The organism is Neobacillus sp. D3-1R (genome assembly GCF_052180215.1).
In the GTDB taxonomy this organism is placed as follows: domain Bacteria; phylum Bacillota; class Bacilli; order Bacillales; family Cytobacillaceae; genus Pseudoneobacillus.
Genome location: NZ_CP197471.1, coordinates 4,553,746 through 4,579,015 on the forward strand (window position 1 = coordinate 4,553,746; position 25,270 = coordinate 4,579,015).

14 protein-coding genes, 9 tRNA genes and 6 rRNA genes are annotated in these 25,270 nt (G+C 43.6%); all 29 read left to right on the top strand.

The window, feature by feature from the left end; all coding sequences use genetic code 11:
* Positions 1-37: 37 nt before the first annotated feature.
* The 29 genes from cysK (at position 38) to clpC (ending at position 25,232) form a co-directional block, all read left to right on the top strand.
* The gene (gene cysK / locus ACSBPO_RS22890) at positions 38-967 is read left to right on the top strand and encodes a cysteine synthase A (protein WP_442597404.1); all 930 of its coding nucleotides are present in this window, start codon (positions 38-40) and stop codon (positions 965-967) included.
* 121 nt (positions 968-1,088) lie between these two features.
* Positions 1,089-2,495: an anthranilate synthase component I family protein gene (locus ACSBPO_RS22895; RefSeq protein ID WP_442597406.1), complete on the top strand. Its 1,407-nt coding sequence runs from the start codon at positions 1,089-1,091 to the stop codon at positions 2,493-2,495.
* Complete coding sequence (pabA, locus tag ACSBPO_RS22900) at positions 2,492-3,094, top strand: aminodeoxychorismate/anthranilate synthase component II (protein ID WP_442597408.1); 603 nt, start codon at positions 2,492-2,494, stop codon at positions 3,092-3,094. Before ACSBPO_RS22895 ends, pabA begins: the two co-directional genes overlap by 4 nt.
* Positions 3,095-3,967, top strand: coding sequence for an aminodeoxychorismate lyase (gene pabC / locus ACSBPO_RS22905; protein ID WP_442597410.1), 873 nt, complete (start codon positions 3,095-3,097; stop codon positions 3,965-3,967).
* Positions 3,968-3,970: 3 nt separating this feature from the next.
* Positions 3,971-4,804: a dihydropteroate synthase gene (folP, locus tag ACSBPO_RS22910; RefSeq protein WP_442597412.1), complete on the top strand. Its 834-nt coding sequence runs from the start codon at positions 3,971-3,973 to the stop codon at positions 4,802-4,804.
* On the top strand, positions 4,797-5,156 hold the full coding sequence (gene folB / locus ACSBPO_RS22915) for a dihydroneopterin aldolase (protein ID WP_442597414.1): 360 nt from the start codon (positions 4,797-4,799) through the stop codon (positions 5,154-5,156). Before folP ends, folB begins: the two co-directional genes overlap by 8 nt.
* Before the next feature lie 3 nt (positions 5,157-5,159).
* Positions 5,160-5,678, top strand: coding sequence for a 2-amino-4-hydroxy-6-hydroxymethyldihydropteridine diphosphokinase (folK, locus tag ACSBPO_RS22920; RefSeq protein WP_442597416.1), 519 nt, complete (start codon positions 5,160-5,162; stop codon positions 5,676-5,678).
* Positions 5,630-5,851 carry a helix-turn-helix domain-containing protein gene (locus tag ACSBPO_RS22925; protein WP_442597418.1) on the top strand — a complete coding sequence of 74 codons (222 nt, stop codon included), beginning with the start codon at positions 5,630-5,632 and terminating at the stop codon, positions 5,849-5,851. Before folK ends, ACSBPO_RS22925 begins: the two co-directional genes overlap by 49 nt.
* Before the next feature lie 27 nt (positions 5,852-5,878).
* Positions 5,879-6,880, top strand: coding sequence for a tRNA dihydrouridine synthase DusB (gene dusB / locus ACSBPO_RS22930; protein WP_442597420.1), 1,002 nt, complete (start codon positions 5,879-5,881; stop codon positions 6,878-6,880).
* A gap of 243 nt (positions 6,881-7,123) precedes the next feature.
* Positions 7,124-8,608, top strand: a complete 1,485-nt coding sequence (lysS, locus tag ACSBPO_RS22935) for a lysine--tRNA ligase (protein ID WP_442597422.1) — start codon at positions 7,124-7,126, stop codon at positions 8,606-8,608.
* A gap of 585 nt (positions 8,609-9,193) precedes the next feature.
* Positions 9,194-10,743 (top strand): 16S ribosomal RNA (locus ACSBPO_RS22940).
* Between the two features lie 245 nt (positions 10,744-10,988).
* Positions 10,989-13,925, top strand: a 23S ribosomal RNA gene (locus ACSBPO_RS22945).
* Between the two features lie 116 nt (positions 13,926-14,041).
* A 5S ribosomal RNA gene (rrf, locus tag ACSBPO_RS22950) occupies positions 14,042-14,157 on the top strand.
* A gap of 10 nt (positions 14,158-14,167) precedes the next feature.
* Positions 14,168-14,243 (top strand) — tRNA-Val (locus tag ACSBPO_RS22955).
* 98 nt (positions 14,244-14,341) lie between these two features.
* A tRNA-Thr gene (locus ACSBPO_RS22960) sits at positions 14,342-14,417 on the top strand.
* 41 nt (positions 14,418-14,458) lie between these two features.
* A tRNA-Lys gene (locus ACSBPO_RS22965) sits at positions 14,459-14,534 on the top strand.
* A 61-nt stretch (positions 14,535-14,595) separates the two neighbouring features.
* Positions 14,596-14,680 (top strand) — tRNA-Leu (locus ACSBPO_RS22970).
* A 34-nt stretch (positions 14,681-14,714) separates the two neighbouring features.
* Positions 14,715-14,789, top strand: a tRNA-Gly gene (locus tag ACSBPO_RS22975).
* A 7-nt stretch (positions 14,790-14,796) separates the two neighbouring features.
* A tRNA-Leu gene (locus tag ACSBPO_RS22980) sits at positions 14,797-14,885 on the top strand.
* A 60-nt stretch (positions 14,886-14,945) separates the two neighbouring features.
* Positions 14,946-15,022, top strand: a tRNA-Arg gene (locus tag ACSBPO_RS22985).
* A 6-nt stretch (positions 15,023-15,028) separates the two neighbouring features.
* Positions 15,029-15,105: transfer RNA gene (locus tag ACSBPO_RS22990), tRNA-Pro, on the top strand.
* A 24-nt stretch (positions 15,106-15,129) separates the two neighbouring features.
* Positions 15,130-15,205 (top strand) — tRNA-Ala (locus ACSBPO_RS22995).
* Between the two features lie 164 nt (positions 15,206-15,369).
* Positions 15,370-16,919: ribosomal RNA gene (locus ACSBPO_RS23000) — 16S ribosomal RNA — on the top strand.
* A gap of 245 nt (positions 16,920-17,164) precedes the next feature.
* Positions 17,165-20,101, top strand: a 23S ribosomal RNA gene (locus ACSBPO_RS23005).
* 118 nt (positions 20,102-20,219) lie between these two features.
* Positions 20,220-20,335: ribosomal RNA gene (gene rrf, locus ACSBPO_RS23010) — 5S ribosomal RNA — on the top strand.
* The 16S, 23S and 5S rRNA genes sit together here with 9 tRNA genes alongside, the layout of an rRNA operon.
* Before the next feature lie 339 nt (positions 20,336-20,674).
* Positions 20,675-21,136, top strand: a complete 462-nt coding sequence (locus ACSBPO_RS23015) for a CtsR family transcriptional regulator (RefSeq protein WP_442597424.1) — start codon at positions 20,675-20,677, stop codon at positions 21,134-21,136.
* Between the two features lie 17 nt (positions 21,137-21,153).
* Complete coding sequence (locus ACSBPO_RS23020) at positions 21,154-21,705, top strand: UvrB/UvrC motif-containing protein (RefSeq protein WP_442597426.1); 552 nt, start codon at positions 21,154-21,156, stop codon at positions 21,703-21,705.
* Between the two features lie 2 nt (positions 21,706-21,707).
* Positions 21,708-22,772, top strand: coding sequence for a protein arginine kinase (locus ACSBPO_RS23025; protein ID WP_442597428.1), 1,065 nt, complete (start codon positions 21,708-21,710; stop codon positions 22,770-22,772).
* 21 nt (positions 22,773-22,793) lie between these two features.
* Positions 22,794-25,232: an ATP-dependent protease ATP-binding subunit ClpC gene (clpC, locus tag ACSBPO_RS23030; RefSeq protein ID WP_442597430.1), complete on the top strand. Its 2,439-nt coding sequence runs from the start codon at positions 22,794-22,796 to the stop codon at positions 25,230-25,232.
* Positions 25,233-25,270 lie beyond the last annotated feature (38 nt).

A 25,270-nucleotide genomic window follows, 5' to 3' on the forward strand; every position in this document is an offset into this window, starting at 1 on the left:
TAGTCGGATTAAGATTTAGTTAAAAGGGGTGGAAGAAATGGTACGTGTAGCAAATTCCATTTTAGAACTAGTAGGTCAAACACCAATTGTAAAGCTTAACAGATTAGTAGATGAAAATATGGCAGATGTTTATTTGAAATTAGAATATATGAATCCAGGCAGTAGTGTAAAAGACCGTATTGCTTTAGCAATGGTTGAAGCCGCTGAAGAAGCTGGGGTACTTAAACAAGGTGACACGATTATTGAGCCAACTAGTGGAAACACTGGGATCGGTTTAGCGATGGTCGCTGCAGCAAAAGGGTATAAGGCCATTTTAGTCATGCCTGAAACGATGAGTATGGAAAGAAGAAATCTTCTACGTGCTTATGGTGCAGATCTTGTATTAACACCTGGGTCGGAAGGAATGGGTGGAGCGATCCGCAAGTCCGAAGAATTAGCAAAAGAAAATGGTTACTTTATGCCTCAACAATTTAATAATGATGCAAACCCTGAAGTGCATAAACGTACAACAGGAAAAGAAATTGTGGAACAAATGGGAGAACAACTAGATGGATTTATTTCTGGAATTGGAACAGGTGGTACAATTACGGGTGCCGGCTCCGTTTTAAAGGAAGCCTATCCTACTATTAAAATTTATGCTGTAGAACCTACCGATTCTCCAGTGTTATCCGGAGGGAAACCAGGACCTCATAAGATTCAAGGGATTGGTGCGGGATTTGTTCCAGAAGTTCTTGATACACAGGTTTATGATGAAATCATCCAGGTAAAGAATGATGAAGCTTTCGAATATGCTCGCCGTGCTGCTAAGGAAGAAGGAATCCTTGGTGGGATATCTTCTGGTGCTGCCATTTTTGCAGCGTTGAAAGTAGCAAAGGAACTTGGAAAAGGTAAAAAGGTGTTAGCTATTATTCCAAGTAATGGTGAACGGTACTTAAGTACTCCTCTTTATCAATTTGAAACGGAATAGAATAACAAGGTAGAAGGCTATAGCCTTTTACCTTTTTTTATGCGAAAAACCAAACAAAAAAATGAAACCTAATCGCACTTCATGTATGATGAAGAGAGAATATATATAGGAGGCACTTTTGTTGACAACCTTTAAACTAAAAACAGCAAAAATCCCTTTTTCGCTTGGACAATTTTTTCATCAATATCGCCATATATCTAAAGACTATACTCATCATGTTTTTCTCGAGAGTGGTAGAGGAGGCCAATATAGTATTGCAGCCTTCCAACCAATCGCTAAACTAATAGGGAAAAATGGCCATTTACAGATTGAAACAGAGAATGGACATTTAGAACAACGAGAAGGAAACCCACTCCATTTAATGAGGGAATGGATGAAGGGGTTTGAAATAGAGAGTAGACCAGATATTCCTGATTTCAAAGGCGGAGCAATTGGTTTTATTAGTTACGATTATGCTCGCTATATCGAAAAACTGCCTAATTGGGCAAATGATGATCTACATATACCTGATATTTGTTTTTTTGTTTATAAAGAATGGTTTATTTTTGACCATACGACTTCTGAGTTATGGCTGTTATTTTTGCATGAAGAGAATGAGAATATTGAGAATAAAATGGAACAATGGCTTGCAAACTGGCAAGAATTTTATTCTAGTAAACCGCAAGGAAAATCCCAAACCAATGAGGATAAATTAGAAGTTTCGATGAATGAAACAGAATTTATGGATGCAGTAGCAAAGGTCCAAAATTATATTTCAGCAGGAGATGTATTCCAGGTTAACCTTTCCGTCCGTCAAACAAAGGAATTAGCTGTCAGTGCAATGGATGTTTATGAGAAACTTCGAATCTTAAACCCATCTCCGTATATGGGTTATTTTCACACGCCTGAATTCCAGATGGTCAGCGGCTCCCCAGAATTATTAGTGAAAAAGAAAGGGTTAGAGGTAAGTACTCGCCCGATAGCGGGAACACGATCAAGAGGTAAAGATGAGGCGGAGGATATACAGCTTGCGAATGAATTAATTGAAAATGAAAAAGAGCGGGCTGAGCATGTGATGCTTGTAGACCTTGAGAGAAATGACTTGGGCCGTGTAAGCCAGTACGGCACAGTAGAAGTAAATGAATTTATGGTTATTGAAAAATACTCACATGTTATGCATATCGTCTCTAATGTTAGAGGAAGACTTGCCCAAGATAAGGATGTTTACGATGTAATTGATGCTGTTTTTCCAGGGGGAACGATTACAGGCGCACCAAAGGTAAGGACGATGGAGATAATCGAAGAACTAGAGCCTGTGCGCAGAGGGATTTATACCGGATCCCTAGGATGGATTGGTTTTGATAATGATATGGAATTAAATATTGTCATTCGAACGATGCTAGTGAAAGATGGACAAGCGCATGTTCAGGCTGGTGCAGGCATCGTGATTGATTCCATCCCGAGTAATGAATATAAAGAGTCCTTGAAAAAGGCGATCGCTCTTTGGAAGGCAAAGGAAGAATCAGAAAAGGCTGGTGAACTACGATGATCATTATGATCGATAATTATGATTCATTTACCTATAACTTAGTTCAATACTTAGGTGAATTAGGTCAGGAATTAGTCGTGAAACGAAACGACCAAACAACGATAGAAGAAATCGAACAGCTGCAGCCAAAATTTCTGATGATTTCTCCAGGTCCTTGCAGTCCCAATGAAGCGGGGATTAGCCTTAAGGCAATTGAATACTTTGCCGGGAAAATTCCGATTTTTGGTGTTTGCCTTGGGCATCAGTCTATTGCACAAGTTTTCAAAGGTGATGTTGTCCAAGCAGAAAGATTAATGCACGGTAAGACATCGCCTGTTATTCATGATGGCAAAACCATTTATGAGGGTATGGATAATCCATTTCCAGCGACTAGATATCATTCGTTAATTGTTAAAAAAGAAACATTGCCTACATGCTTGGAAGTTTCGTCTTGGACAGCAGAGGGTGAAATTATGGGAATACGCCATAAGACCCTTCCAATAGAAGGAGTTCAATTTCATCCAGAATCGATTATGACGAAGGACGGGAAAAAACTATTAAGTAATTTTATCTCTTATTACGAAAATTACACCTTCCAAACAGAAAGCGGCAGATTATAAATGTATGTGTATATGAATGGAGAACTGGTCCCAAAGGATCAGGCTACTGTGTCTGCATTTGACCATGGATTTTTGTACGGGGTTGGTTTGTTCGAAACATTCCGTATATATAATGGACATGCTTTTCTTTTAGAAGACCATTTACAACGCTTAAACAAAGGACTTTCAGATTTATCGATTAAGAAGAATTTTTCTAAACAAGAAGTAATGGCGGCTTTGTCTCTTTTACTTGAAAAAAATGGCTATGAAAATGCTTATATTCGTTTCAATGTTTCAGCTGGTTACGGAGAAGTGGGGTTACAAGTGGAGCCATATGAGGTACCTAATGTGATTATTTACCCTAAACCGCTACCTCCTGCAGGGAATGATATTTTTGAAAAAAAGGCACAATTACTCACGATTAAACGGAATACTCCTGAAGGAAGCTATCGGTTAAAATCACATCATTTTTTAAATAATATTTATGCAAAAAGAGAAATTGGTAATTTTCCAGATGTTGAAGGGATTTTTCTAACAGAAAACGATGAGTTAGCTGAAGGGATTGTATCAAACTTATTTTGGTTTAATGAAGGTACATTGTTTACTCCAGCTGTTGAGACTGGAATATTAAATGGGATTACAAGACAGTTTGTCATTAAATTAGCAGCTAAATTAGGCTATCAAGTAAAAGAAGGATTTTTTAAACCTGAAGTGCTTGAAACTGCTGATGAAATTTTTATTACAAATTCCATTCAAGAAATTGTTGGGATTAAGGAATGGAATGGACGGTATTTCCCAGGGAAACAAGGGAAAATCACGCAGTTATTATTCCAGCAATATAGACAGTATTGTTTGCTATTATCTAGTAAGACTGAATTAGATAAGGAGGTTTAAACGGTGGGAATCATCCAGTGTGGTCCTTATACGCTAAACTACCAAAAGAAAACTTTAATTATGGGGATACTCAATGCGACACCAGACTCGTTTTCAGACGGTGGCCGTTTTAATCAAGTTGAATTTGCTGTGGAACGTGCCCGTGAACTCGTCGAGAAGGGTGCTGACATTATAGATGTTGGAGGGGAATCCACCCGCCCTGGATCTGCTTATGTTTCCGCTCAGGAAGAGATTTCAAGAGTTATCCCTGTTATTAGAGCTTTAGCAGAGAAAGTGAAAGTTCCAATTTCCATCGATACCTATAAAGCAGAAGTGGCTAAACAGGCAATAGAAGCGGGAGCACATATCATTAATGATGTATGGGGAGGAAAAGCAGATAAAAGAATGGCAGAAGTAGCGGCTAGCTTACAGGTGCCAATCATCCTTATGCATAATCGTGATAATCGGGAATACCAACAGTTTTATCGTGATGTTGTAAATGACCTTTACGAAAGTATATTCATGATGAAGACGGCAGGAGTAAAGGATGAAAATATCATTTTAGACCCTGGCATTGGTTTTGCGAAAAGTGTGGACGAGAATTTACAAATGATGAGAGACTTAGATAAACTAGTAGACATTGGCTATCCTGTTTTACTTGGAACTTCAAGAAAGTCTATGATTGGACATATCCTGGACCTTCCAGTAAACGAAAGATTAGAAGGGACAGGAGCAACGGTTTGTTATGGTATCCAAAAGGGCTGTCAAATCGTTCGTGTCCATGATGTAAAGGAAATAGCTCGAATGGCGAAAATGATGGATGCTATGATGGGGAAGAGTGTGGTGGAAAATGGATAAGATAAGCGTGAATAAAATGCAATTCTTTGGTTATCATGGGGTTTTTCCTGAAGAAACTCGTCTTGGTCAAAGGTTTATTGTGGATTTAGATGTTTTTTGTGATTTACAAAAGGCTGGGGTAACAGACGATCTAAATCATTCTGTGAACTATGCTGAACTATATACGGTAAGTAAGGAAATTGTAGAGGGGCAGCCTTTTCAATTAATTGAAGCTGTGGCTGAAAAGATTGCAAATGATGTGTTAGAAAAGTTTATCAAGGTAAACGAAGTGAGAGTAAAAGTAATCAAGCCGGACCCGCCTATCCCTGGTTATTATCAGTCCGTTTCGGTTGAGATTACGAGGAGAAGATAAATTTTGCAAAATAAAGCTTATATTGCGTTAGGTTCAAATATAGAAGATCGTTTAAACTATCTTGATGGTGCTACTAGCCGTTTAGATAATCACCCTCATATTAAGTTGGTAGATATTTCATCCATTTATGAAACGGATCCTGTAGGATATACAGACCAAAGTCCTTTTTTAAATATGGTTATATCCGTTATGACGGACCTGAGTCCTGATGAATTACTAACAGCGTGTATGAAGATTGAAACGGAATTAGGAAGAAAAAGGGAAATTCGGTGGGGTCCAAGAACAATAGACCTTGACATTCTGTTGTATAATCAAGAAAATATTGAAACAGAGAGGTTAATTGTTCCGCATCCAAGAATGCAGGAAAGAGCCTTTGTATTAATCCCGTTATTGGAAATAAATAAAGATTATTCTGCACCGTCGTTAGGTGATATAAATATAGTAGAACTTCAAGAAAAAGAGGGTGTTCGATTATGGAAGCGGAGAAATGGGGAAGACGCATTCGCGCCTATCGAAAACTAAAGGGTTTTACCCAAGAAGGCTTCTCCAGAGAGCTTGGTATATCAGTTTCCATTGTTGGTGAAATTGAAAGAGGCAGCCGAATGCCCAAACAAGAATTATTAATCAAAATTTCTAATGTCTTAAAGGTTAGTGTGGAAGAGTTGACCCCACCTGATGAAGACAATCATTTATAAAGGACCGTAAAAAGGGGGGAGAGAATAGTGTTAAAGATCGGCGATATTGAAATGAAAAACCAGGTTGTTTTAGCACCGATGGCTGGTGTATGCAATTCTGCCTTCCGTCTAACCGTCAAAGAATTTGGTGCAGGGCTAGTATGTGCGGAAATGGTAAGCGATAAAGGGATTCTTTTTAAAAATGAAAAAACAATGAACATGCTATATATTGACGAACGTGAAAAACCGTTAAGCCTTCAAATCTTTGGTGGGGAAAAAGATACACTCGTTCAAGCGGCAAAGTTTGTAGACCAAAATACAAATGCAGATATTATCGATATCAATATGGGATGCCCAGTTCCGAAAATCACAAAATGTGATGCTGGAGCAAAGTGGCTACTAGATCCGAATAAAATTTATGAGATGGTTTCAGCGGTAGTAGCTGAGGTAGAAAAACCGGTAACGGTAAAAATGCGTATGGGCTGGGATGAAGATCATATTTATGCAGTGCGCAATGCCCAGGCAGTAGAACGTGCAGGTGGAAAAGCCGTTTCTCTACATGGAAGAACACGTGTTCAAATGTACGAAGGAACAGCAAATTGGGATATTATTAGAGAAGTAAAACAATCTGTTAATATTCCGATTATCGGAAATGGTGATGTAAATACTCCTCAGGATGCAAAGCGTATGTTGGAAGAAACGGGTGCTGACGGAGTGATGATCGGGCGTGCAGCTTTAGGGAATCCGTGGATGATTTATCAAACGGTTAAATACCTACAAACTGGTGAATTAACAGGAGAACCATCTGTAAGAGAAAAAATTGATGTATGTATTCTTCACCTTGATCGTTTAATCAACTTAAAAACTGAATATGTTGCTGTTCGTGAAATGCGCAAACATGCTGCCTGGTACTTAAAAGGAGTACGCGGAAATGCAACTGTCCGTAATGGGATTAACGAATGTACAACAAGAGACCAATTAGTATCTCTATTAAATAGCTTGGTAGAAGAAGTGGAAGCAAGAGAAGAAGAAAGTGTGAATGTGGGTTAATGTGCAGGAAAGGTGTCACTGACTTTTTAAAGTTTGACACTCATTTACTCTTTTTCTATAATATTTTTATTGAAGTTAGCAAGCTGCCAGTAGATTACTGGCAGTTTTTATTCTATTTATACGTTTTTTGATGTCTGATTTAATAAGATTGTGTAAAATAATATAATGTGTAGAAGTATTTATCATTATCGCTGCGGTTAGGCGTGTTACATAATAATGAAAATAAAATTGGAGATGAAAAAAATGAGTCATGAAGAATTAAATGACCAGTTGGTTGTTAGAAGAGAAAAAATGAATGCCATTCGTGAAAAAGGAATGGATCCATTCGGAAAAAGATTTGACCGTTCTCATCAATCCCAAGACCTTATTCGTGAATACGGTGAGCTAGAAAAAGAAGAAATTGAAACTAAAGGTATTGAAGTGACACTTGCAGGAAGAATTATGACAAAGCGCGGCAAAGGAAAAGCAGGCTTCGCTCATATTCAAGACCTATCTGGCCAAATTCAAATTTATGTTCGTATGGATGCAGTGGGTGAAGAACAGTACGAAATGTTTGATTCAGCAGATCTTGGAGATATTGTAGGAATATCCGGTACATTATTTAAAACACAAGTGGGAGAGCTTTCTGTAAAAGCGAAGTCTTTTGAACTATTAACGAAATCACTTCGACCACTTCCTGATAAATTCCATGGCTTAAAGGACGTAGAACAACGTTACCGTCAACGTTATCTAGACCTAATTATGAGTGAGGAAAGTAAAGAAACTTTTATTAATCGCTCTCGTATTATTCAATCCATGCGCCGTTACCTAGATAATAATGGATACTTAGAGGTGGAAACACCATTAATGCACTCTATTGCTGGAGGGGCTTCTGCAAGACCATTTATTACTCATCACAATGCATTAGATATGCAATTATATATGCGTATTGCTATCGAGCTACATTTAAAACGCTTGATTGTAGGCGGACTTGAAAAGGTTTACGAAATTGGACGCGTATTCCGTAATGAAGGTGTCTCAACAAGGCATAATCCAGAATTTACAATGCTTGAACTGTATGAAGCGTATGTGGATTACCGTGACATCATGAATTTAACAGAGAACCTAATTTCTCATATTGCCCAAGATGTGCTTGGAACAACAACTGTTGAGTATGGCGGACATACTATTGATTTAGCGCCTCAGTGGAGACGCCTGCATATGGTTGATGCTATTAAAGAATATGTAGGGGTAGACTTCTGGAAAGAAATGTCCACAGAAGAAGCGCAACAGCTTGCAAAAGAGCATGGTGTAGAAATTAAAGACACAATGCTTTATGGACATATTGTTAATGAATTCTTTGAACAAAAAGTAGAACAACATTTAATCCAGCCTACGTTTATTACTGGTCATCCAGTAGAAATCTCTCCGCTGGCTAAAAAGAATCCTGAGGACCCACGTTTTACTGATCGATTCGAATTATTTATTGTTGCTCGTGAATATGCAAATGCATTCACAGAATTAAATGATCCTATTGATCAACGTGAGCGATTTGAGGATCAGCTTAAAGAACGTGAACAAGGTAATGATGAAGCTCATATGATGGATGAGGACTTTGTAGAGGCATTAGAGTACGGAATGCCGCCAACAGGTGGTCTAGGAATTGGTATCGACCGATTAGTTATGCTATTGACCGATTCTCCATCTATTAGAGATGTACTATTATTCCCGTTAATGCGTCATCGTTAAGATATAAGGCAAAAGCCACTTTAATGGCTTTTGCCTTTTTTATATAGGCTCTTTTCTGAAACTTTGTTGCTCTTTCTTACAAATAAAATAGCCGATTCACAATTTGGGTGTTAAACTCATATGAAACTTAAGAAAAGAGCTGAGCACTAAGTAAGAGTGCCTGTAAAAATCCGTCTTTAGGGATTTTTACGAAAACCACAATCTATACGGAAACAGCTTTTATACAAGAAGATAATTATATTAAAATTACTTTTAAAATTACCTCTGACCTGCAATGTTTTGTCTTTAAAGTGTCTGGGGGAATTTAAAAGGTATAAAAAAGAAAAAAAGTTATTGCAATGATAATATATTGATGGTATATTTATATTCGTTGTTGCGAGACAACAGCACAAACGGTTTGAAAGAAAAGATGATAAAAAGTTCTTGACTAAAAAAAACGTTTCTGCTAATATTAAAAAGTCGCTTATGGGCGATTAACAAATTGTTCTTTGAAAACTAAACAACCAAACATTAACAAAGGTAAGGCTTCTATTATAGAAGTTTTAAAAAAAGCCAGAGTAAACTTTATGAGCTATATCAAACACTTTATTGGAGAGTTTGATCCTGGCTCAGGACGAACGCTGGCGGCGTGCCTAATACATGCAAGTCGAGCGAATCTTTAGGAGCTTGCTCCTGAAGGTTAGCGGCGGACGGGTGAGTAACACGTGGGCAACCTACCTGTAAGACTGGGATAACTTCGGGAAACCGGAGCTAATACCGGATAATCCTTTCTCTCTCATGAGGGAAAGCTGAAAGACGGTTTCGGCTGTCACTTACAGATGGGCCCGCGGCGCATTAGCTAGTTGGTGAGGTAACGGCTCACCAAGGCGACGATGCGTAGCCGACCTGAGAGGGTGATCGGCCACACTGGGACTGAGACACGGCCCAGACTCCTACGGGAGGCAGCAGTAGGGAATCTTCCGCAATGGACGAAAGTCTGACGGAGCAACGCCGCGTGAGCGATGAAGGCCTTCGGGTCGTAAAGCTCTGTTGTTAGGGAAGAACAAGTACCGGAGTAACTGCCGGTACCTTGACGGTACCTAACCAGAAAGCCACGGCTAACTACGTGCCAGCAGCCGCGGTAATACGTAGGTGGCAAGCGTTGTCCGGAATTATTGGGCGTAAAGCGCGCGCAGGCGGTCCTTTAAGTCTGATGTGAAAGCCCACGGCTCAACCGTGGAGGGTCATTGGAAACTGGGGGACTTGAGTACAGAAGAGGAAAGTGGAATTCCACGTGTAGCGGTGAAATGCGTAGAGATGTGGAGGAACACCAGTGGCGAAGGCGACTTTCTGGTCTGTAACTGACGCTGAGGCGCGAAAGCGTGGGGAGCAAACAGGATTAGATACCCTGGTAGTCCACGCCGTAAACGATGAGTGCTAAGTGTTAGAGGGTTTCCGCCCTTTAGTGCTGCAGCTAACGCATTAAGCACTCCGCCTGGGGAGTACGGTCGCAAGACTGAAACTCAAAGGAATTGACGGGGGCCCGCACAAGCGGTGGAGCATGTGGTTTAATTCGAAGCAACGCGAAGAACCTTACCAGGTCTTGACATCCTCTGACAACCCTAGAGATAGGGCTTTCCCCTTCGGGGGACAGAGTGACAGGTGGTGCATGGTTGTCGTCAGCTCGTGTCGTGAGATGTTGGGTTAAGTCCCGCAACGAGCGCAACCCTTGATCTTAGTTGCCAGCATTTAGTTGGGCACTCTAAGGTGACTGCCGGTGACAAACCGGAGGAAGGTGGGGATGACGTCAAATCATCATGCCCCTTATGACCTGGGCTACACACGTGCTACAATGGATGGTACAAAGGGCTGCAAGACCGCGAGGTTAAGCGAATCCCATAAAACCATTCTCAGTTCGGATTGCAGGCTGCAACTCGCCTGCATGAAGCTGGAATCGCTAGTAATCGCGGATCAGCATGCCGCGGTGAATACGTTCCCGGGCCTTGTACACACCGCCCGTCACACCACGAGAGTTTGTAACACCCGAAGTCGGTGGGGTAACCGTAAGGAGCCAGCCGCCTAAGGTGGGACAGATGATTGGGGTGAAGTCGTAACAAGGTAGCCGTATCGGAAGGTGCGGCTGGATCACCTCCTTTCTAAGGAATATAAGTGACCATCGGTCACAAAAACATTAAAATCTTTGGTGTTAATTGTTTGGTGTTTAGTTTTGAGAGAGCAATCTCTCTTGTGGCAATATATTGCTATTGCTACTTAATAGCAAAGGATATTGCTATTTTTGTTCCTTGAAAACTAGATAATCGTATAGAAGAAACCAAGTAAAAACCGAGTAAGATTGCCGTTTTAGTTTGTCTCTTATATTAAGTAAGAGAATTAACCTTTAGGTTAAGTTAATAAGGGCGCACGGTGGATGCCTTGGCACTAGGAGCCGATGAAGGACGGGACTAACGCCGATATGCTCCGGGGAGCTGTAAGTAAGCTTTGATCCGGAGATTTCCGAATGGGGGAACCCACTGCTCGTAATGGAGTAGTATCTTTACCTGAATACATAGGGTACTGATGGCATACCCGGGGAACTGAAACATCTAAGTACCCGGAGGAAGAGAAAGCAAACGCGATTCCCTGAGTAGCGGCGAGCGAAACGGGACATAGCCCAAACCAAGAGGCTTGCCTCTTGGGGTTGTAGGACACTCAACATGGAGTTACAAAGGAACGGGGTAGATGAACAGATCTGGAAAGATCGGTCAGAGAAGGTAAAAACCCTGTAGTCGAAACTTCGTTCCCTCCTGAGTGGATCCTGAGTACGGCCGGACACGAGAAATCCGGTCGGAAGCAGGGAGGACCATCTCCCAAGGCTAAATACTCCCTAGTGACCGATAGTGAACCAGTACCGTGAGGGAAAGGTGAAAAGCACCCCGGAAGGGGAGTGAAAAAGATCCTGAAACCGTGTGCCTACAAGTAGTTAGAGCCCGTTAATGGGTGATAGCGTGCCTTTTGTAGAATGAACCGGCGAGTTACGATTACATGCAAGGTTAAGTTGAAAAGACGGAGCCGCAGCGAAAGCGAGTCTGAATAGGGCGAATGAGTATGTGGTCGTAGACCCGAAACCAGGTGATCTACCCATGTCCAGGGTGAAGTCCAGGTAACACTGGATGGAGGCCCGAACCCACGCACGTTGAAAAGTGCGGGGATGAGGTGTGGGTAGCGGAGAAATTCCAATCGAACTTGGAGATAGCTGGTTCTCTCCGAAATAGCTTTAGGGCTAGCCTCACGTAGTAAGAGTCTTGGAGGTAGAGCACTGTTTGGACTAGGGGCCCTCATCGGGTTACCGAATTCAGACAAACTCCGAATGCCAAAGACTTATCCGTGGGAGTCAGACTGCGAGTGATAAGATCCGTAGTCAAAAGGGAAACAGCCCAGACCACCAGCTAAGGTCCCAAAGTTTACGTTAAGTGGAAAAGGATGTGGAGTTGCTTAGACAACCAGGATGTTGGCTTAGAAGCAGCCACCATTTAAAGAGTGCGTAATAGCTCACTGGTCGAGTGACTCTGCGCCGAAAATGTACCGGGGCTAAACGTAACACCGAAGCTGTGGATTGACACCGTATGGTGTCAGTGGTAGGAGAGCGTTCTAAGGGCGTTGAAGCTAGACCGTAAGGACTGGTGGAGCGCTTAGAAGTGAGAATGCCGGTATGAGTAGCGAAAGATGGGTGAGAATCCCATCCACCGTATGCCTAAGGTTTCCTGAGGAAGGCTCGTCCGCTCAGGGTTAGTCGGGACCTAAGCCGAGGCCGAAAGGCGTAGGCGATGGATAACAGGTTGATATTCCTGTACCACCTCTTTATCGTTTGAGCAATGGGGGGACGCAGAAGGATAGGGTAAGCGCACTGTTGGATATGTGCGTCTAAGCAGTTAGGCTGGTAACGAGGCAAATCCCGTTACCGTGAAGGCTGAGCTGTGATAGCGAGGGAAATATAGTACCGAAGTTCCTGATTCCACGCTGCCAAGAAAAGCCTCTAGCGAGATAAAAGGTGCCCGTACCGCAAACCGACACAGGTAGGCGAGGAGAGAATCCTAAGGTGTGCGAGAGAACTCTCGTTAAGGAACTCGGCAAAATGACCCCGTAACTTCGGGAGAAGGGGTGCTTTTTGGGGTGAATAGCCTCGAAAAGCCGCAGTGAATAGGCCCAGGCGACTGTTTAGCAAAAACACAGGTCTCTGCGAAGCCGTAAGGCGAAGTATAGGGGCTGACGCCTGCCCGGTGCTGGAAGGTTAAGAGGAGGGGTTAGCGCAAGCGAAGCTCTGAATCGAAGCCCCAGTAAACGGCGGCCGTAACTATAACGGTCCTAAGGTAGCGAAATTCCTTGTCGGGTAAGTTCCGACCCGCACGAAAGGCGTAACGATCTGGGCACTGTCTCAACGAGAGACTCGGTGAAATTATAGTACCTGTGAAGATGCAGGTTACCCGCGACAGGACGGAAAGACCCCGTGGAGCTTTACTGTAGCCTGATATTGAATTTTGGTACAGCTTGTACAGGATAGGTAGGAGCCTGAGAAGCCGGAGCGCCAGCTTCGGTGGAGGCGTCGGTGGGATACTACCCTGGCTGTATTGAAATTCTAACCCGCACCCCTCTATCGGGGTGGGAGACAGTGTCAGGTGGGCAGTTTGACTGGGGCGGTCGCCTCCTAAAGAGTAACGGAGGCGCCCAAAGGTTCCCTCAGAATGGTTGGAAATCATTCGTAGAGTGTAAAGGCACAAGGGAGCTTGACTGCGAGACCTACAAGTCGAGCAGGGACGAAAGTCGGGCTTAGTGATCCGGTGGTTCCGCATGGAAGGGCCATCGCTCAACGGATAAAAGCTACCCCGGGGATAACAGGCTTATCTCCCCCAAGAGTCCACATCGACGGGGAGGTTTGGCACCTCGATGTCGGCTCATCGCATCCTGGGGCTGTAGTCGGTCCCAAGGGTTGGGCTGTTCGCCCATTAAAGCGGTACGCGAGCTGGGTTCAGAACGTCGTGAGACAGTTCGGTCCCTATCCGTCGTGGGCGTAGGAAATTTGAGAGGAGCTGTCCTTAGTACGAGAGGACCGGGATGGACGCACCGCTGGTGTACCAGTTGTCTTGCCAAAGGCATCGCTGGGTAGCTATGTGCGGACGGGATAAGTGCTGAAAGCATCTAAGCATGAAGCCCCCCTCAAGATGAGATTTCCCATAGCGTAAGCTAGTAAGAACCCTGAAAGATGATCAGGTTGATAGGTCAGAGGTGGAAGCGCGGTGACGTGTGGAGCTGACTGATACTAATCGTTCGAGGACTTAACCAAAACATTTGGATATCCAAATAAGGCAAACTTGTTTTTACTTCTTCTAATACATTATCTAGTTTTGAGGGAATAAGACTTTTTCACGTAAGTGAAAAGAGTTTACCTCAACAAAATAGTCTGGTGGCGATGGCGAGAAGGTCACACCCGTTCCCATACCGAACACGGAAGTTAAGCTTCTCAGCGCCGATGGTAGTTGGAGGATTCCTCCTGTGAGAGTAGGACGTCGCCAGGCTTAAAAATATGGAGGATTAGCTCAGCTGGGAGAGCATCTGCCTTACAAGCAGAGGGTCGGCGGTTCGATCCCGTCATCCTCCACCAAAGTTTTTTCGCGATAGCGAAAAGAACTTTCTTTAATTTTTTGCGATAGTAAAAAGATCTATCCTTAAAATTTATATATTATAAATTTACTTTTTTATGCCGGTGTAGCTCAATTGGTAGAGCAACTGACTTGTAATCAGTAGGTTGGGGGTTCAAGTCCTCTCGCCGGCACCACTTTTTTTTCGAACGAGCTATGTACTCAATCGGAATTCTGTGAGCCATTAGCTCAGTCGGTAGAGCATCTGACTTTTAATCAGAGGGTCGAAGGTTCGAGTCCTTCATGGCTCACCAAGTTTTTTTACGAAAGTAAAAAGAACTAGTTTTTTTACGACAGTAAAATAAACTATCATATGCGGGTGTGGCGGAATTGGCAGACGCACCAGACTTAGGATCTGGCGCCGCAAGGCGTGGGGGTTCGACTCCCTTCACCCGCACCATGTTTTTCAATACAAAAGAAATATACCATAAGATGCGGAAGTAGTTCAGTGGTAGAACACCACCTTGCCAAGGTGGGGGTCGCGGGTTCGAATCCCGTCTTCCGCTCCAAAGTAGTGCCGGGGTGGCGGAACTGGCAGACGCACAGGACTTAAAATCCTGCGGTAGGTGACTACCGTACCGGTTCGATTCCGGTCCTCGGCACCAAGTTTTTTTCGACAGAAAAAAACCAAGATATTTTTGATAACTTAAAGATAAGAATAAAATGCGCCCGTAGCTCAATTGGATAGAGCGTCTGACTACGGATCAGAAGGTTATGGGTTCGACTCCTTTCGGGCGCGCCATATGAACGGGAAGTAGCTCAGCTTGGTAGAGCACTTGGTTTGGGACCAAGGGGTCGCAGGTTCGAATCCTGTCTTCCCGACCATTAATTTAATCATATTAATTTCCTGGGGTCTTAGCTCAGCTGGGAGAGCGCCTGCCTTGCACGCAGGAGGTCAGGGGTTCGATCCCCCTAGACTCCACCAAAAAACTTATTGACAACTATTGATAATATTGATATTATATAAAAGTTGTCTCTGAAAACATTGTTCTTTGAAAACTAAACAACCAAACATTAACAAAGGTAAGGCTTCTATTATAGAAGTTTTAAAAAAAGCCAGAGTAAACTTTATGAGCTATATCAAACACTTTATTGGAGAGTTTGATCCTGGCTCAGGACGAACGCTGGCGGCGTGCCTAATACATGCAAGTCGAGCGAATCTTTAGGAGCTTGCTCCTGAAGGTTAGCGGCGGACGGGTGAGTAACACGTGGGCAACCTACCTGTAAGACTGGGATAACTTCGGGAAACCGGAGCTAATACCGGATAATCCTTTCTCTCTCATGAGGGAAAGCTGAAAGACGGTTTCGGCTGTCACTTACAGATGGGCCCGCGGCGCATTAGCTAGTTGGTGAGGTAACGGCTCACCAAGGCGACGATGCGTAGCCGACCTGAGAGGGTGATCGGCCACACTGGGACTGAGACACGGCCCAGACTCCTACGGGAGGCAGCAGTAGGGAATCTTCCGCAATGGACGAAAGTCTGACGGAGCAACGCCGCGTGAGCGATGAAGGCCTTCGGGTCGTAAAGCTCTGTTGTTAGGGAAGAACAAGTACCGGAGTAACTGCCGGTACCTTGACGGTACCTAACCAGAAAGCCACGGCTAACTACGTGCCAGCAGCCGCGGTAATACGTAGGTGGCAAGCGTTGTCCGGAATTATTGGGCGTAAAGCGCGCGCAGGCGGTCCTTTAAGTCTGATGTGAAAGCCCACGGCTCAACCGTGGAGGGTCATTGGAAACTGGGGGACTTGAGTACAGAAGAGGAAAGTGGAATTCCACGTGTAGCGGTGAAATGCGTAGAGATGTGGAGGAACACCAGTGGCGAAGGCGACTTTCTGGTCTGTAACTGACGCTGAGGCGCGAAAGCGTGGGGAGCAAACAGGATTAGATACCCTGGTAGTCCACGCCGTAAACGATGAGTGCTAAGTGTTAGAGGGTTTCCGCCCTTTAGTGCTGCAGCTAACGCATTAAGCACTCCGCCTGGGGAGTACGGTCGCAAGACTGAAACTCAAAGGAATTGACGGGGGCCCGCACAAGCGGTGGAGCATGTGGTTTAATTCGAAGCAACGCGAAGAACCTTACCAGGTCTTGACATCCTCTGACAACCCTAGAGATAGGGCTTTCCCCTTCGGGGGACAGAGTGACAGGTGGTGCATGGTTGTCGTCAGCTCGTGTCGTGAGATGTTGGGTTAAGTCCCGCAACGAGCGCAACCCTTGATCTTAGTTGCCAGCATTTAGTTGGGCACTCTAAGGTGACTGCCGGTGACAAACCGGAGGAAGGTGGGGATGACGTCAAATCATCATGCCCCTTATGACCTGGGCTACACACGTGCTACAATGGATGGTACAAAGGGCTGCAAGACCGCGAGGTTAAGCGAATCCCATAAAACCATTCTCAGTTCGGATTGCAGGCTGCAACTCGCCTGCATGAAGCTGGAATCGCTAGTAATCGCGGATCAGCATGCCGCGGTGAATACGTTCCCGGGCCTTGTACACACCGCCCGTCACACCACGAGAGTTTGTAACACCCGAAGTCGGTGGGGTAACCGTAAGGAGCCAGCCGCCTAAGGTGGGACAGATGATTGGGGTGAAGTCGTAACAAGGTAGCCGTATCGGAAGGTGCGGCTGGATCACCTCCTTTCTAAGGAATATAAGTGACCATCGGTCACAAAAACATTAAAATCTTTGGTGTTAATTGTTTGGTGTTTAGTTTTGAGAGAGCAATCTCTCTTGTGGCAATATATTGCTATTGCTACTTAATAGCAAAGGATATTGCTATTTTTGTTCCTTGAAAACTAGATAATCGTATAGAAGAAACCAAGTAAAAACCGAGTAAGATTGCCGTTTTAGTTTGTCTCTTATATTAAGTAAGAGAATTAACCTTTAGGTTAAGTTAATAAGGGCGCACGGTGGATGCCTTGGCACTAGGAGCCGATGAAGGACGGGACTAACGCCGATATGCTCCGGGGAGCTGTAAGTAAGCTTTGATCCGGAGATTTCCGAATGGGGGAACCCACTGCTCGTAATGGAGTAGTATCTTTACCTGAATACATAGGGTACTGATGGCATACCCGGGGAACTGAAACATCTAAGTACCCGGAGGAAGAGAAAGCAAACGCGATTCCCTGAGTAGCGGCGAGCGAAACGGGACATAGCCCAAACCAAGAGGCTTGCCTCTTGGGGTTGTAGGACACTCAACATGGAGTTACAAAGGAACGGGGTAGATGAACAGATCTGGAAAGATCGGTCAGAGAAGGTAAAAACCCTGTAGTCGAAACTTCGTTCCCTCCTGAGTGGATCCTGAGTACGGCCGGACACGAGAAATCCGGTCGGAAGCAGGGAGGACCATCTCCCAAGGCTAAATACTCCCTAGTGACCGATAGTGAACCAGTACCGTGAGGGAAAGGTGAAAAGCACCCCGGAAGGGGAGTGAAAAAGATCCTGAAACCGTGTGCCTACAAGTAGTTAGAGCCCGTTAATGGGTGATAGCGTGCCTTTTGTAGAATGAACCGGCGAGTTACGATTACATGCAAGGTTAAGTTGAAAAGACGGAGCCGCAGCGAAAGCGAGTCTGAATAGGGCGAATGAGTATGTGGTCGTAGACCCGAAACCAGGTGATCTACCCATGTCCAGGGTGAAGTCCAGGTAACACTGGATGGAGGCCCGAACCCACGCACGTTGAAAAGTGCGGGGATGAGGTGTGGGTAGCGGAGAAATTCCAATCGAACTTGGAGATAGCTGGTTCTCTCCGAAATAGCTTTAGGGCTAGCCTCACGTAGTAAGAGTCTTGGAGGTAGAGCACTGTTTGGACTAGGGGCCCTCATCGGGTTACCGAATTCAGACAAACTCCGAATGCCAAAGACTTATCCGTGGGAGTCAGACTGCGAGTGATAAGATCCGTAGTCAAAAGGGAAACAGCCCAGACCACCAGCTAAGGTCCCAAAGTTTACGTTAAGTGGAAAAGGATGTGGAGTTGCTTAGACAACCAGGATGTTGGCTTAGAAGCAGCCACCATTTAAAGAGTGCGTAATAGCTCACTGGTCGAGTGACTCTGCGCCGAAAATGTACCGGGGCTAAACGTAACACCGAAGCTGTGGATTGACACCGTATGGTGTCAGTGGTAGGAGAGCGTTCTAAGGGCGTTGAAGCTAGACCGTAAGGACTGGTGGAGCGCTTAGAAGTGAGAATGCCGGTATGAGTAGCGAAAGATGGGTGAGAATCCCATCCACCGTATGCCTAAGGTTTCCTGAGGAAGGCTCGTCCGCTCAGGGTTAGTCGGGACCTAAGCCGAGGCCGAAAGGCGTAGGCGATGGATAACAGGTTGATATTCCTGTACCACCTCTTTATCGTTTGAGCAATGGGGGGACGCAGAAGGATAGGGTAAGCGCACTGTTGGATATGTGCGTCTAAGCAGTTAGGCTGGTAACGAGGCAAATCCCGTTACCGTGAAGGCTGAGCTGTGATAGCGAGGGAAATATAGTACCGAAGTTCCTAATTCCACGCTGCCAAGAAAAGCCTCTAGCGAGATAAAAGGTGCCCGTACCGCAAACCGACACAGGTAGGCGAGGAGAGAATCCTAAGGTGTGCGAGAGAACTCTCGTTAAGGAACTCGGCAAAATGACCCCGTAACTTCGGGAGAAGGGGTGCTTTTTGGGGTGAATAGCCTCGAAAAGCCGCAGTGAATAGGCCCAGGCGACTGTTTAGCAAAAACACAGGTCTCTGCGAAGCCGTAAGGCGAAGTATAGGGGCTGACGCCTGCCCGGTGCTGGAAGGTTAAGAGGAGGGGTTAGCGCAAGCGAAGCTCTGAATCGAAGCCCCAGTAAACGGCGGCCGTAACTATAACGGTCCTAAGGTAGCGAAATTCCTTGTCGGGTAAGTTCCGACCCGCACGAAAGGCGTAACGATCTGGGCACTGTCTCAACGAGAGACTCGGTGAAATTATAGTACCTGTGAAGATGCAGGTTACCCGCGACAGGACGGAAAGACCCCGTGGAGCTTTACTGTAGCCTGATATTGAATTTTGGTACAGCTTGTACAGGATAGGTAGGAGCCTGAGAAGCCGGAGCGCCAGCTTCGGTGGAGGCGTCGGTGGGATACTACCCTGGCTGTATTGAAATTCTAACCCGCACCCCTCTATCGGGGTGGGAGACAGTGTCAGGTGGGCAGTTTGACTGGGGCGGTCGCCTCCTAAAGAGTAACGGAGGCGCCCAAAGGTTCCCTCAGAATGGTTGGAAATCATTCGTAGAGTGTAAAGGCACAAGGGAGCTTGACTGCGAGACCTACAAGTCGAGCAGGGACGAAAGTCGGGCTTAGTGATCCGGTGGTTCCGCATGGAAGGGCCATCGCTCAACGGATAAAAGCTACCCCGGGGATAACAGGCTTATCTCCCCCAAGAGTCCACATCGACGGGGAGGTTTGGCACCTCGATGTCGGCTCATCGCATCCTGGGGCTGTAGTCGGTCCCAAGGGTTGGGCTGTTCGCCCATTAAAGCGGTACGCGAGCTGGGTTCAGAACGTCGTGAGACAGTTCGGTCCCTATCCGTCGTGGGCGTAGGAAATTTGAGAGGAGCTGTCCTTAGTACGAGAGGACCGGGATGGACGCACCGCTGGTGTACCAGTTGTCTTGCCAAAGGCATCGCTGGGTAGCTATGTGCGGACGGGATAAGTGCTGAAAGCATCTAAGCATGAAGCCCCCCTCAAGATGAGATTTCCCATAGCGTAAGCTAGTAAGAACCCTGAAAGATGATCAGGTTGATAGGTCAGAGGTGGAAGCGCGGTGACGTGTGGAGCTGACTGATACTAATCGTTCGAGGACTTAACCAAAACATTTGGATATCCAAATAAGGCAAACCTGTTTTTACTTCTTCTAATACATTATCTAGTTTTGAGGGAACAAGACTTTTTCACGTAAGTGAAAAGAGTTTACCTCAACAAAATACAGTCTGGTGGCGATGGCGAGAAGGTCACACCCGTTCCCATACCGAACACGGAAGTTAAGCTTCTCAGCGCCGATGGTAGTTGGAGGATTCCTCCTGTGAGAGTAGGACGTCGCCAGGCAACTAAAGAACAACCCAACTGGGTTGTTTTTTTTGTGTTTCAAAGGCTTTGGATTTATGCTTAAAAGAGGCAGATACACTCCATATTCAGTCAAAATAATATCCTAGAAAGATTGCCCATCATCCTGATTATGATGGGCTTTTGATTTTTATGAACTTCATCAATTATCAATCCATCATTACTTTCTCTTTTTTAAACGGGAATTTCCTAAACTAGGTTTTGGTTTGGCTATTTTTGGGGAAAATAAGTGAATGTGGATTACTGTCAGTTGAATTTTTTTTATTCTTTCATGTATAATTATAGTCAAATATAGTCAAAGTCAGATTAGGAGGTGGTTAGATGAGGAATATATCTGACATCATTGAGAATTATCTGAAGCAAGTATTAGATATTAGTGATTCTGACTTAGTCGAAATCAAACGTAGTGAGATAGCAGATAAATTTCAATGTGTCCCATCCCAAATCAATTATGTTATAAATACCCGTTTTACAATTGAAAGAGGATATATCGTAGAAAGTAAACGCGGAGGCGGCGGATATATTCGAATCATGAAGGTTCAAACAGATGATCATGCGCATCTCATTGATCAGTTATTATCTCTATTTGGGAATCGAATTAGCCAAAGTAGTGCAGAGGATGTCATTTACCGCCTTGTAGGGGAAGAGGTTATTAATAATCGAGAAGCTAAAATCATGTTAAGTGTGATTGACCGTTCTGTATTATATATTGATCTTCCTTATCGCGACGAATTGCGTGCACGAATGTTAAAAGCCATGTTAACGACTTTAAAATATAAATAAGGTAAGTGGGTGAAAACATGATTTGTCAGGAATGTAATCAAAGACCAGCCACCCTACATTTTACAAAAATCATGAATGGGGAAAAAACAGAAACGCATCTTTGTGAAAAATGTGCCCAGGAAAAGGGTGAGATGTTTATGATGAATGGTGGTACATCCGCCTTTCCAATTCATAATCTGTTAGCAGGACTATTCAATGTAGAACATTCTTTCCCTCAACCTAAACAAGATGCTTTTCATCAAGAGGAGATTTTGCAATGTAACCAATGTCATATGACATTTCCTCAATTCGTAAAAGTAGGGAGATTTGGTTGTTCTAATTGCTATCATGCTTTTAAAGACCAATTAAAACCAATTTTAAGAAGACTTCATAGTGGCAATTGGACACACAATGGAAAAATTCCTAAAAAAGTTGGCGGTAATTTACGATTAAAAAAAGATCTAGAGGAGAAAAAGTTACGTTTGAAAGAATTAATCTCTAAAGAAGAGTTTGAAAATGCAGCTATTATTCGCGATGAAATTCGTTCTCTCGAAAAAAATCTAAATGATGCTCATGAAGGAGGCGAATAATTGTGTCACTTGAGCGCTTTTTAAATCAGGCAGTCAGTTCTTGGATGAGTTCAGAAGGTCCAGATTCTGATATTGTATTAAGTTCCCGTATACGACTTGCCCGAAACATTCAAGATTATAAGTTTCCGACATTGGCAACAAATGAAGAAGCTGCAGCTATTATTCAAACAATGGAAGAAATGGTTCAACGTTCAGATTTTCAAAAGCTTGTCCCTTTTGAACTATTAAAGATGAATGAGCTTCAACCTCTTCAAAAGAGGGTATTAGTAGAGAAACATTTAATTAGCCCTCATTTGGCTGAGGATTCGGCGCATGGTGCATGCCTTCTTTCTGCAAATGAAGAAATCAGCATTATGTTAAATGAAGAAGATCATATACGAATTCAATGCCTGTTTCCAGGTTTACAATTGGTGGAAGCACTGAAACTAGCAAACCAAATAGACGATGTATTAGAGCAACATGTTGTTTATGCATTCGATGAAAAGCATGGCTATTTAACAAGTTGCCCAACTAATGTAGGAACAGGGTTAAGAGCATCCGTAATGATGCATCTACCTGGATTAGTTTTAACGCATCAAATGAATCGCATCGTTCCAGCCATCAATCAGCTTGGTTTAGTCGTTAGAGGTATTTATGGAGAAGGCAGTGAAGCATTAGGGAATATTTTTCAAATATCCAATCAAATCACTCTAGGTAAGTCTGAGGAAGATATCGTATCTGATTTATTTAGTGTGGTAAGTCAACTAATTTCTCAGGAAAGAGCAGCTCGAGAAGCATTAGTGAAAACTTCTAACATACAATTAGAAGACAGAGTCTTCCGTTCCTTAGGTATATTGTCACACTCGAGAATTATTGAATCGAAAGAAGCAGCTCGCTGTTTATCTGATGTGCGGCTAGGGATTGATATGGGATATATAAAAGATATCTCAAAAAATATTTTGAATGAACTAATGATACTTACCCAACCAGGTTTCCTTCAGCAGTATGCTGGCGGGGCATTACGCCCTAATGAAAGGGATATAAGACGTGCAACACTTATTCGCGAAAGAATAAGATTAGAAAAATGAAATCGTTAGGAGGAATGACATATGATGTTTGGACGTTTTACAGAAAGAGCCCAAAAGGTTTTAGCATTAGCTCAAGAAGAAGCTATTCGATTAGGACACAATAATATTGGTACAGAGCATATTCTGCTTGGATTAGTCCGTGAAGGAGAAGGAATTGCTGCGAAAGCCCTGTATGCCCTTGGACTCGGTTCAGATAAAATCCAAAAAGAAGTAGAAACCTTAATCGGTAAAGGGCAAGATACTTCACAAACTGTTCATTATACTCCTAGAGCTAAAAAGGTAATTGAACTATCTATGGATGAAGCTAGAAAACTAGGTCACTCGTATGTTGGTACTGAACATATATTGCTAGGTCTGATTCGTGAAGGTGAAGGTGTAGCAGCTCGGGTATTAAATAATCTTGGTGTGAGCTTAAACAAGGCACGTCAACAAGTCCTTCAGTTATTAGGAAGTAATGATTCAAATGGACATCAAGGTGGAGCATCTGCTAGTGCCAATACACCTACTTTAGATAGTTTGGCTCGTGATTTAACAGCTATCGCTCGTGAAGGAAGTCTTGACCCGGTAATTGGCCGCAGTAAAGAAATTCAACGGGTTATTGAAGTGCTAAGCCGTCGTACAAAAAATAATCCAGTTCTAATTGGTGAGCCTGGAGTTGGTAAAACGGCGATTGCTGAAGGTTTAGCCCAACAAATTGTAAACAATGAAGTACCAGAAATATTACGTGATAAGCGCGTTATGACACTAGATATGGGTACAGTAGTGGCAGGAACTAAATATCGAGGTGAGTTTGAAGATCGTTTAAAGAAAGTGATGGATGAAATCCGCCAAGCTGGAAATATCATTCTCTTTATTGATGAACTTCATACATTAATCGGTGCTGGTGGAGCAGAAGGTGCGATTGATGCATCTAACATCTTAAAGCCATCCTTAGCAAGAGGAGAGTTACAATGTATCGGTGCTACGACCTTAGATGAGTACCGCAAATATATTGAAAAAGATGCAGCATTAGAAAGACGTTTCCAACCAATTCGAGTTGATGAACCAACCATGGAGGAATCTGTTCAAATTTTACAAGGCTTACGTGATCGTTATGAAGCTCATCATCGAGTTTCGATTACTGATGAAGCGATTGAAGCAGCAGTTAAGCTATCAGATCGATATATCTCTGATCGATTCTTACCAGATAAGGCGATTGATTTAATTGATGAAGCCGGATCAAAGGTTCGTCTTCGCTCATATACGACACCTCCAAATTTAAAAGAATTAGAGCTAAAGCTTGAAGAAGTAAGAAAAGAGAAGGATTCTTCTGTTCAAAGTCAGGAGTTTGAAAAAGCAGCCTCACTCCGAGATACCGAGCAACGCTTAAGAGAGAAGCTAGAAGAAACGAAGAAGAATTGGAAAGAGCAACAAGGGAAAGAAAATAGTGAAGTGACGGTGGAAGACATTGCAAATGTCGTATCAAGCTGGACGGGAATACCTGTTTCTCGATTAGCTCAAACCGAAACAGATAAGCTATTAAAGCTAGAAGAGATTATCCATTCTCGTGTCATTGGTCAAGAGGAAGCTGTTAAGGCTATTTCTAGAGCAGTTCGCCGTGCACGTGCAGGTTTAAAGGATCCTAAACGTCCGATTGGTTCTTTCATCTTCTTAGGCCCTACTGGTGTTGGTAAAACAGAGCTTGGCCGTGCATTAGCAGAGGCAATGTTTGGGGATGAAGATGCCATGATCCGCATTGACATGTCTGAATATATGGAGAAGCATTCGACTTCTCGTCTTGTTGGCTCACCTCCAGGCTATGTAGGTTATGAAGAAGGCGGACAGTTAACAGAAAAGGTTCGCAGAAAACCATACTCTGTTATTTTGTTAGATGAAATTGAAAAAGCACATCCAGATGTGTTTAATATCCTGCTACAGGTTTTAGAGGATGGACGATTAACAGATTCTAAAGGTAGAACTGTTGATTTCCGTAACACTGTTTTGATTATGACTTCGAATGTCGGTGCTGAATCCCTTAAACGTAATAAATACGTTGGATTCAATATCCAAGATGGAGAACAAGATTATAAAGATATGAAGGGTAAGGTAATGGAGGAGCTGAAAAAAGCATTCCGTCCAGAATTCTTAAACCGTATCGATGAAATGATTGTTTTCCATGCATTAGAGAAAAAGCACTTGAAGGAAATTGTTACTCTTATGTCTGACCAATTAGTGAAACGCTTAAAAGAGCAAAACATCGATGTAGAATTGACAGATACAGCAAAAGAAAAAATCTCCGAAGAAGGATATGATCCAGAATATGGTGCACGTCCATTACGTCGTGCTATCCAAAAGCATATTGAGGACCGTCTATCTGAAGAATTATTAAAAGGTACCCTCCTAACCAATCAAAAAGTACTAATTGATGTTGAAAATGGAGAATTCGTTGTCAAAACTGCAGAACCAACAGAAGTGATGTAATCAGGAGCTAATCCTAAAAGTTTGGAGGTACACGATTT

Excerpts from the sequence above, each read along its gene's own strand:
- cysK (WP_442597404.1), top strand. The coding sequence starts at position 38 with ATGGTACGTGTAGCAAATTCCATTTTAGAACTAGTAGGTCAAACACCA.
- pabA (WP_442597408.1), top strand. The coding sequence starts at position 2,492 with ATGATCATTATGATCGATAATTATGATTCATTTACCTATAACTTAGTT.
- pabC (WP_442597410.1), top strand. The coding sequence starts at position 3,095 with ATGTATGTGTATATGAATGGAGAACTGGTCCCAAAGGATCAGGCTACT.
- folB (WP_442597414.1), top strand. The coding sequence starts at position 4,797 with ATGGATAAGATAAGCGTGAATAAAATGCAATTCTTTGGTTATCATGGG.
- ACSBPO_RS22925 (WP_442597418.1), top strand. The coding sequence starts at position 5,630 with ATGGAAGCGGAGAAATGGGGAAGACGCATTCGCGCCTATCGAAAACTA.
- lysS (WP_442597422.1), top strand. The coding sequence starts at position 7,124 with ATGAGTCATGAAGAATTAAATGACCAGTTGGTTGTTAGAAGAGAAAAA.
- ACSBPO_RS23015 (WP_442597424.1), top strand. The coding sequence starts at position 20,675 with ATGAGGAATATATCTGACATCATTGAGAATTATCTGAAGCAAGTATTA.
- ACSBPO_RS23020 (WP_442597426.1), top strand. The coding sequence starts at position 21,154 with ATGATTTGTCAGGAATGTAATCAAAGACCAGCCACCCTACATTTTACA.
- clpC (WP_442597430.1), top strand. The coding sequence starts at position 22,794 with ATGATGTTTGGACGTTTTACAGAAAGAGCCCAAAAGGTTTTAGCATTA.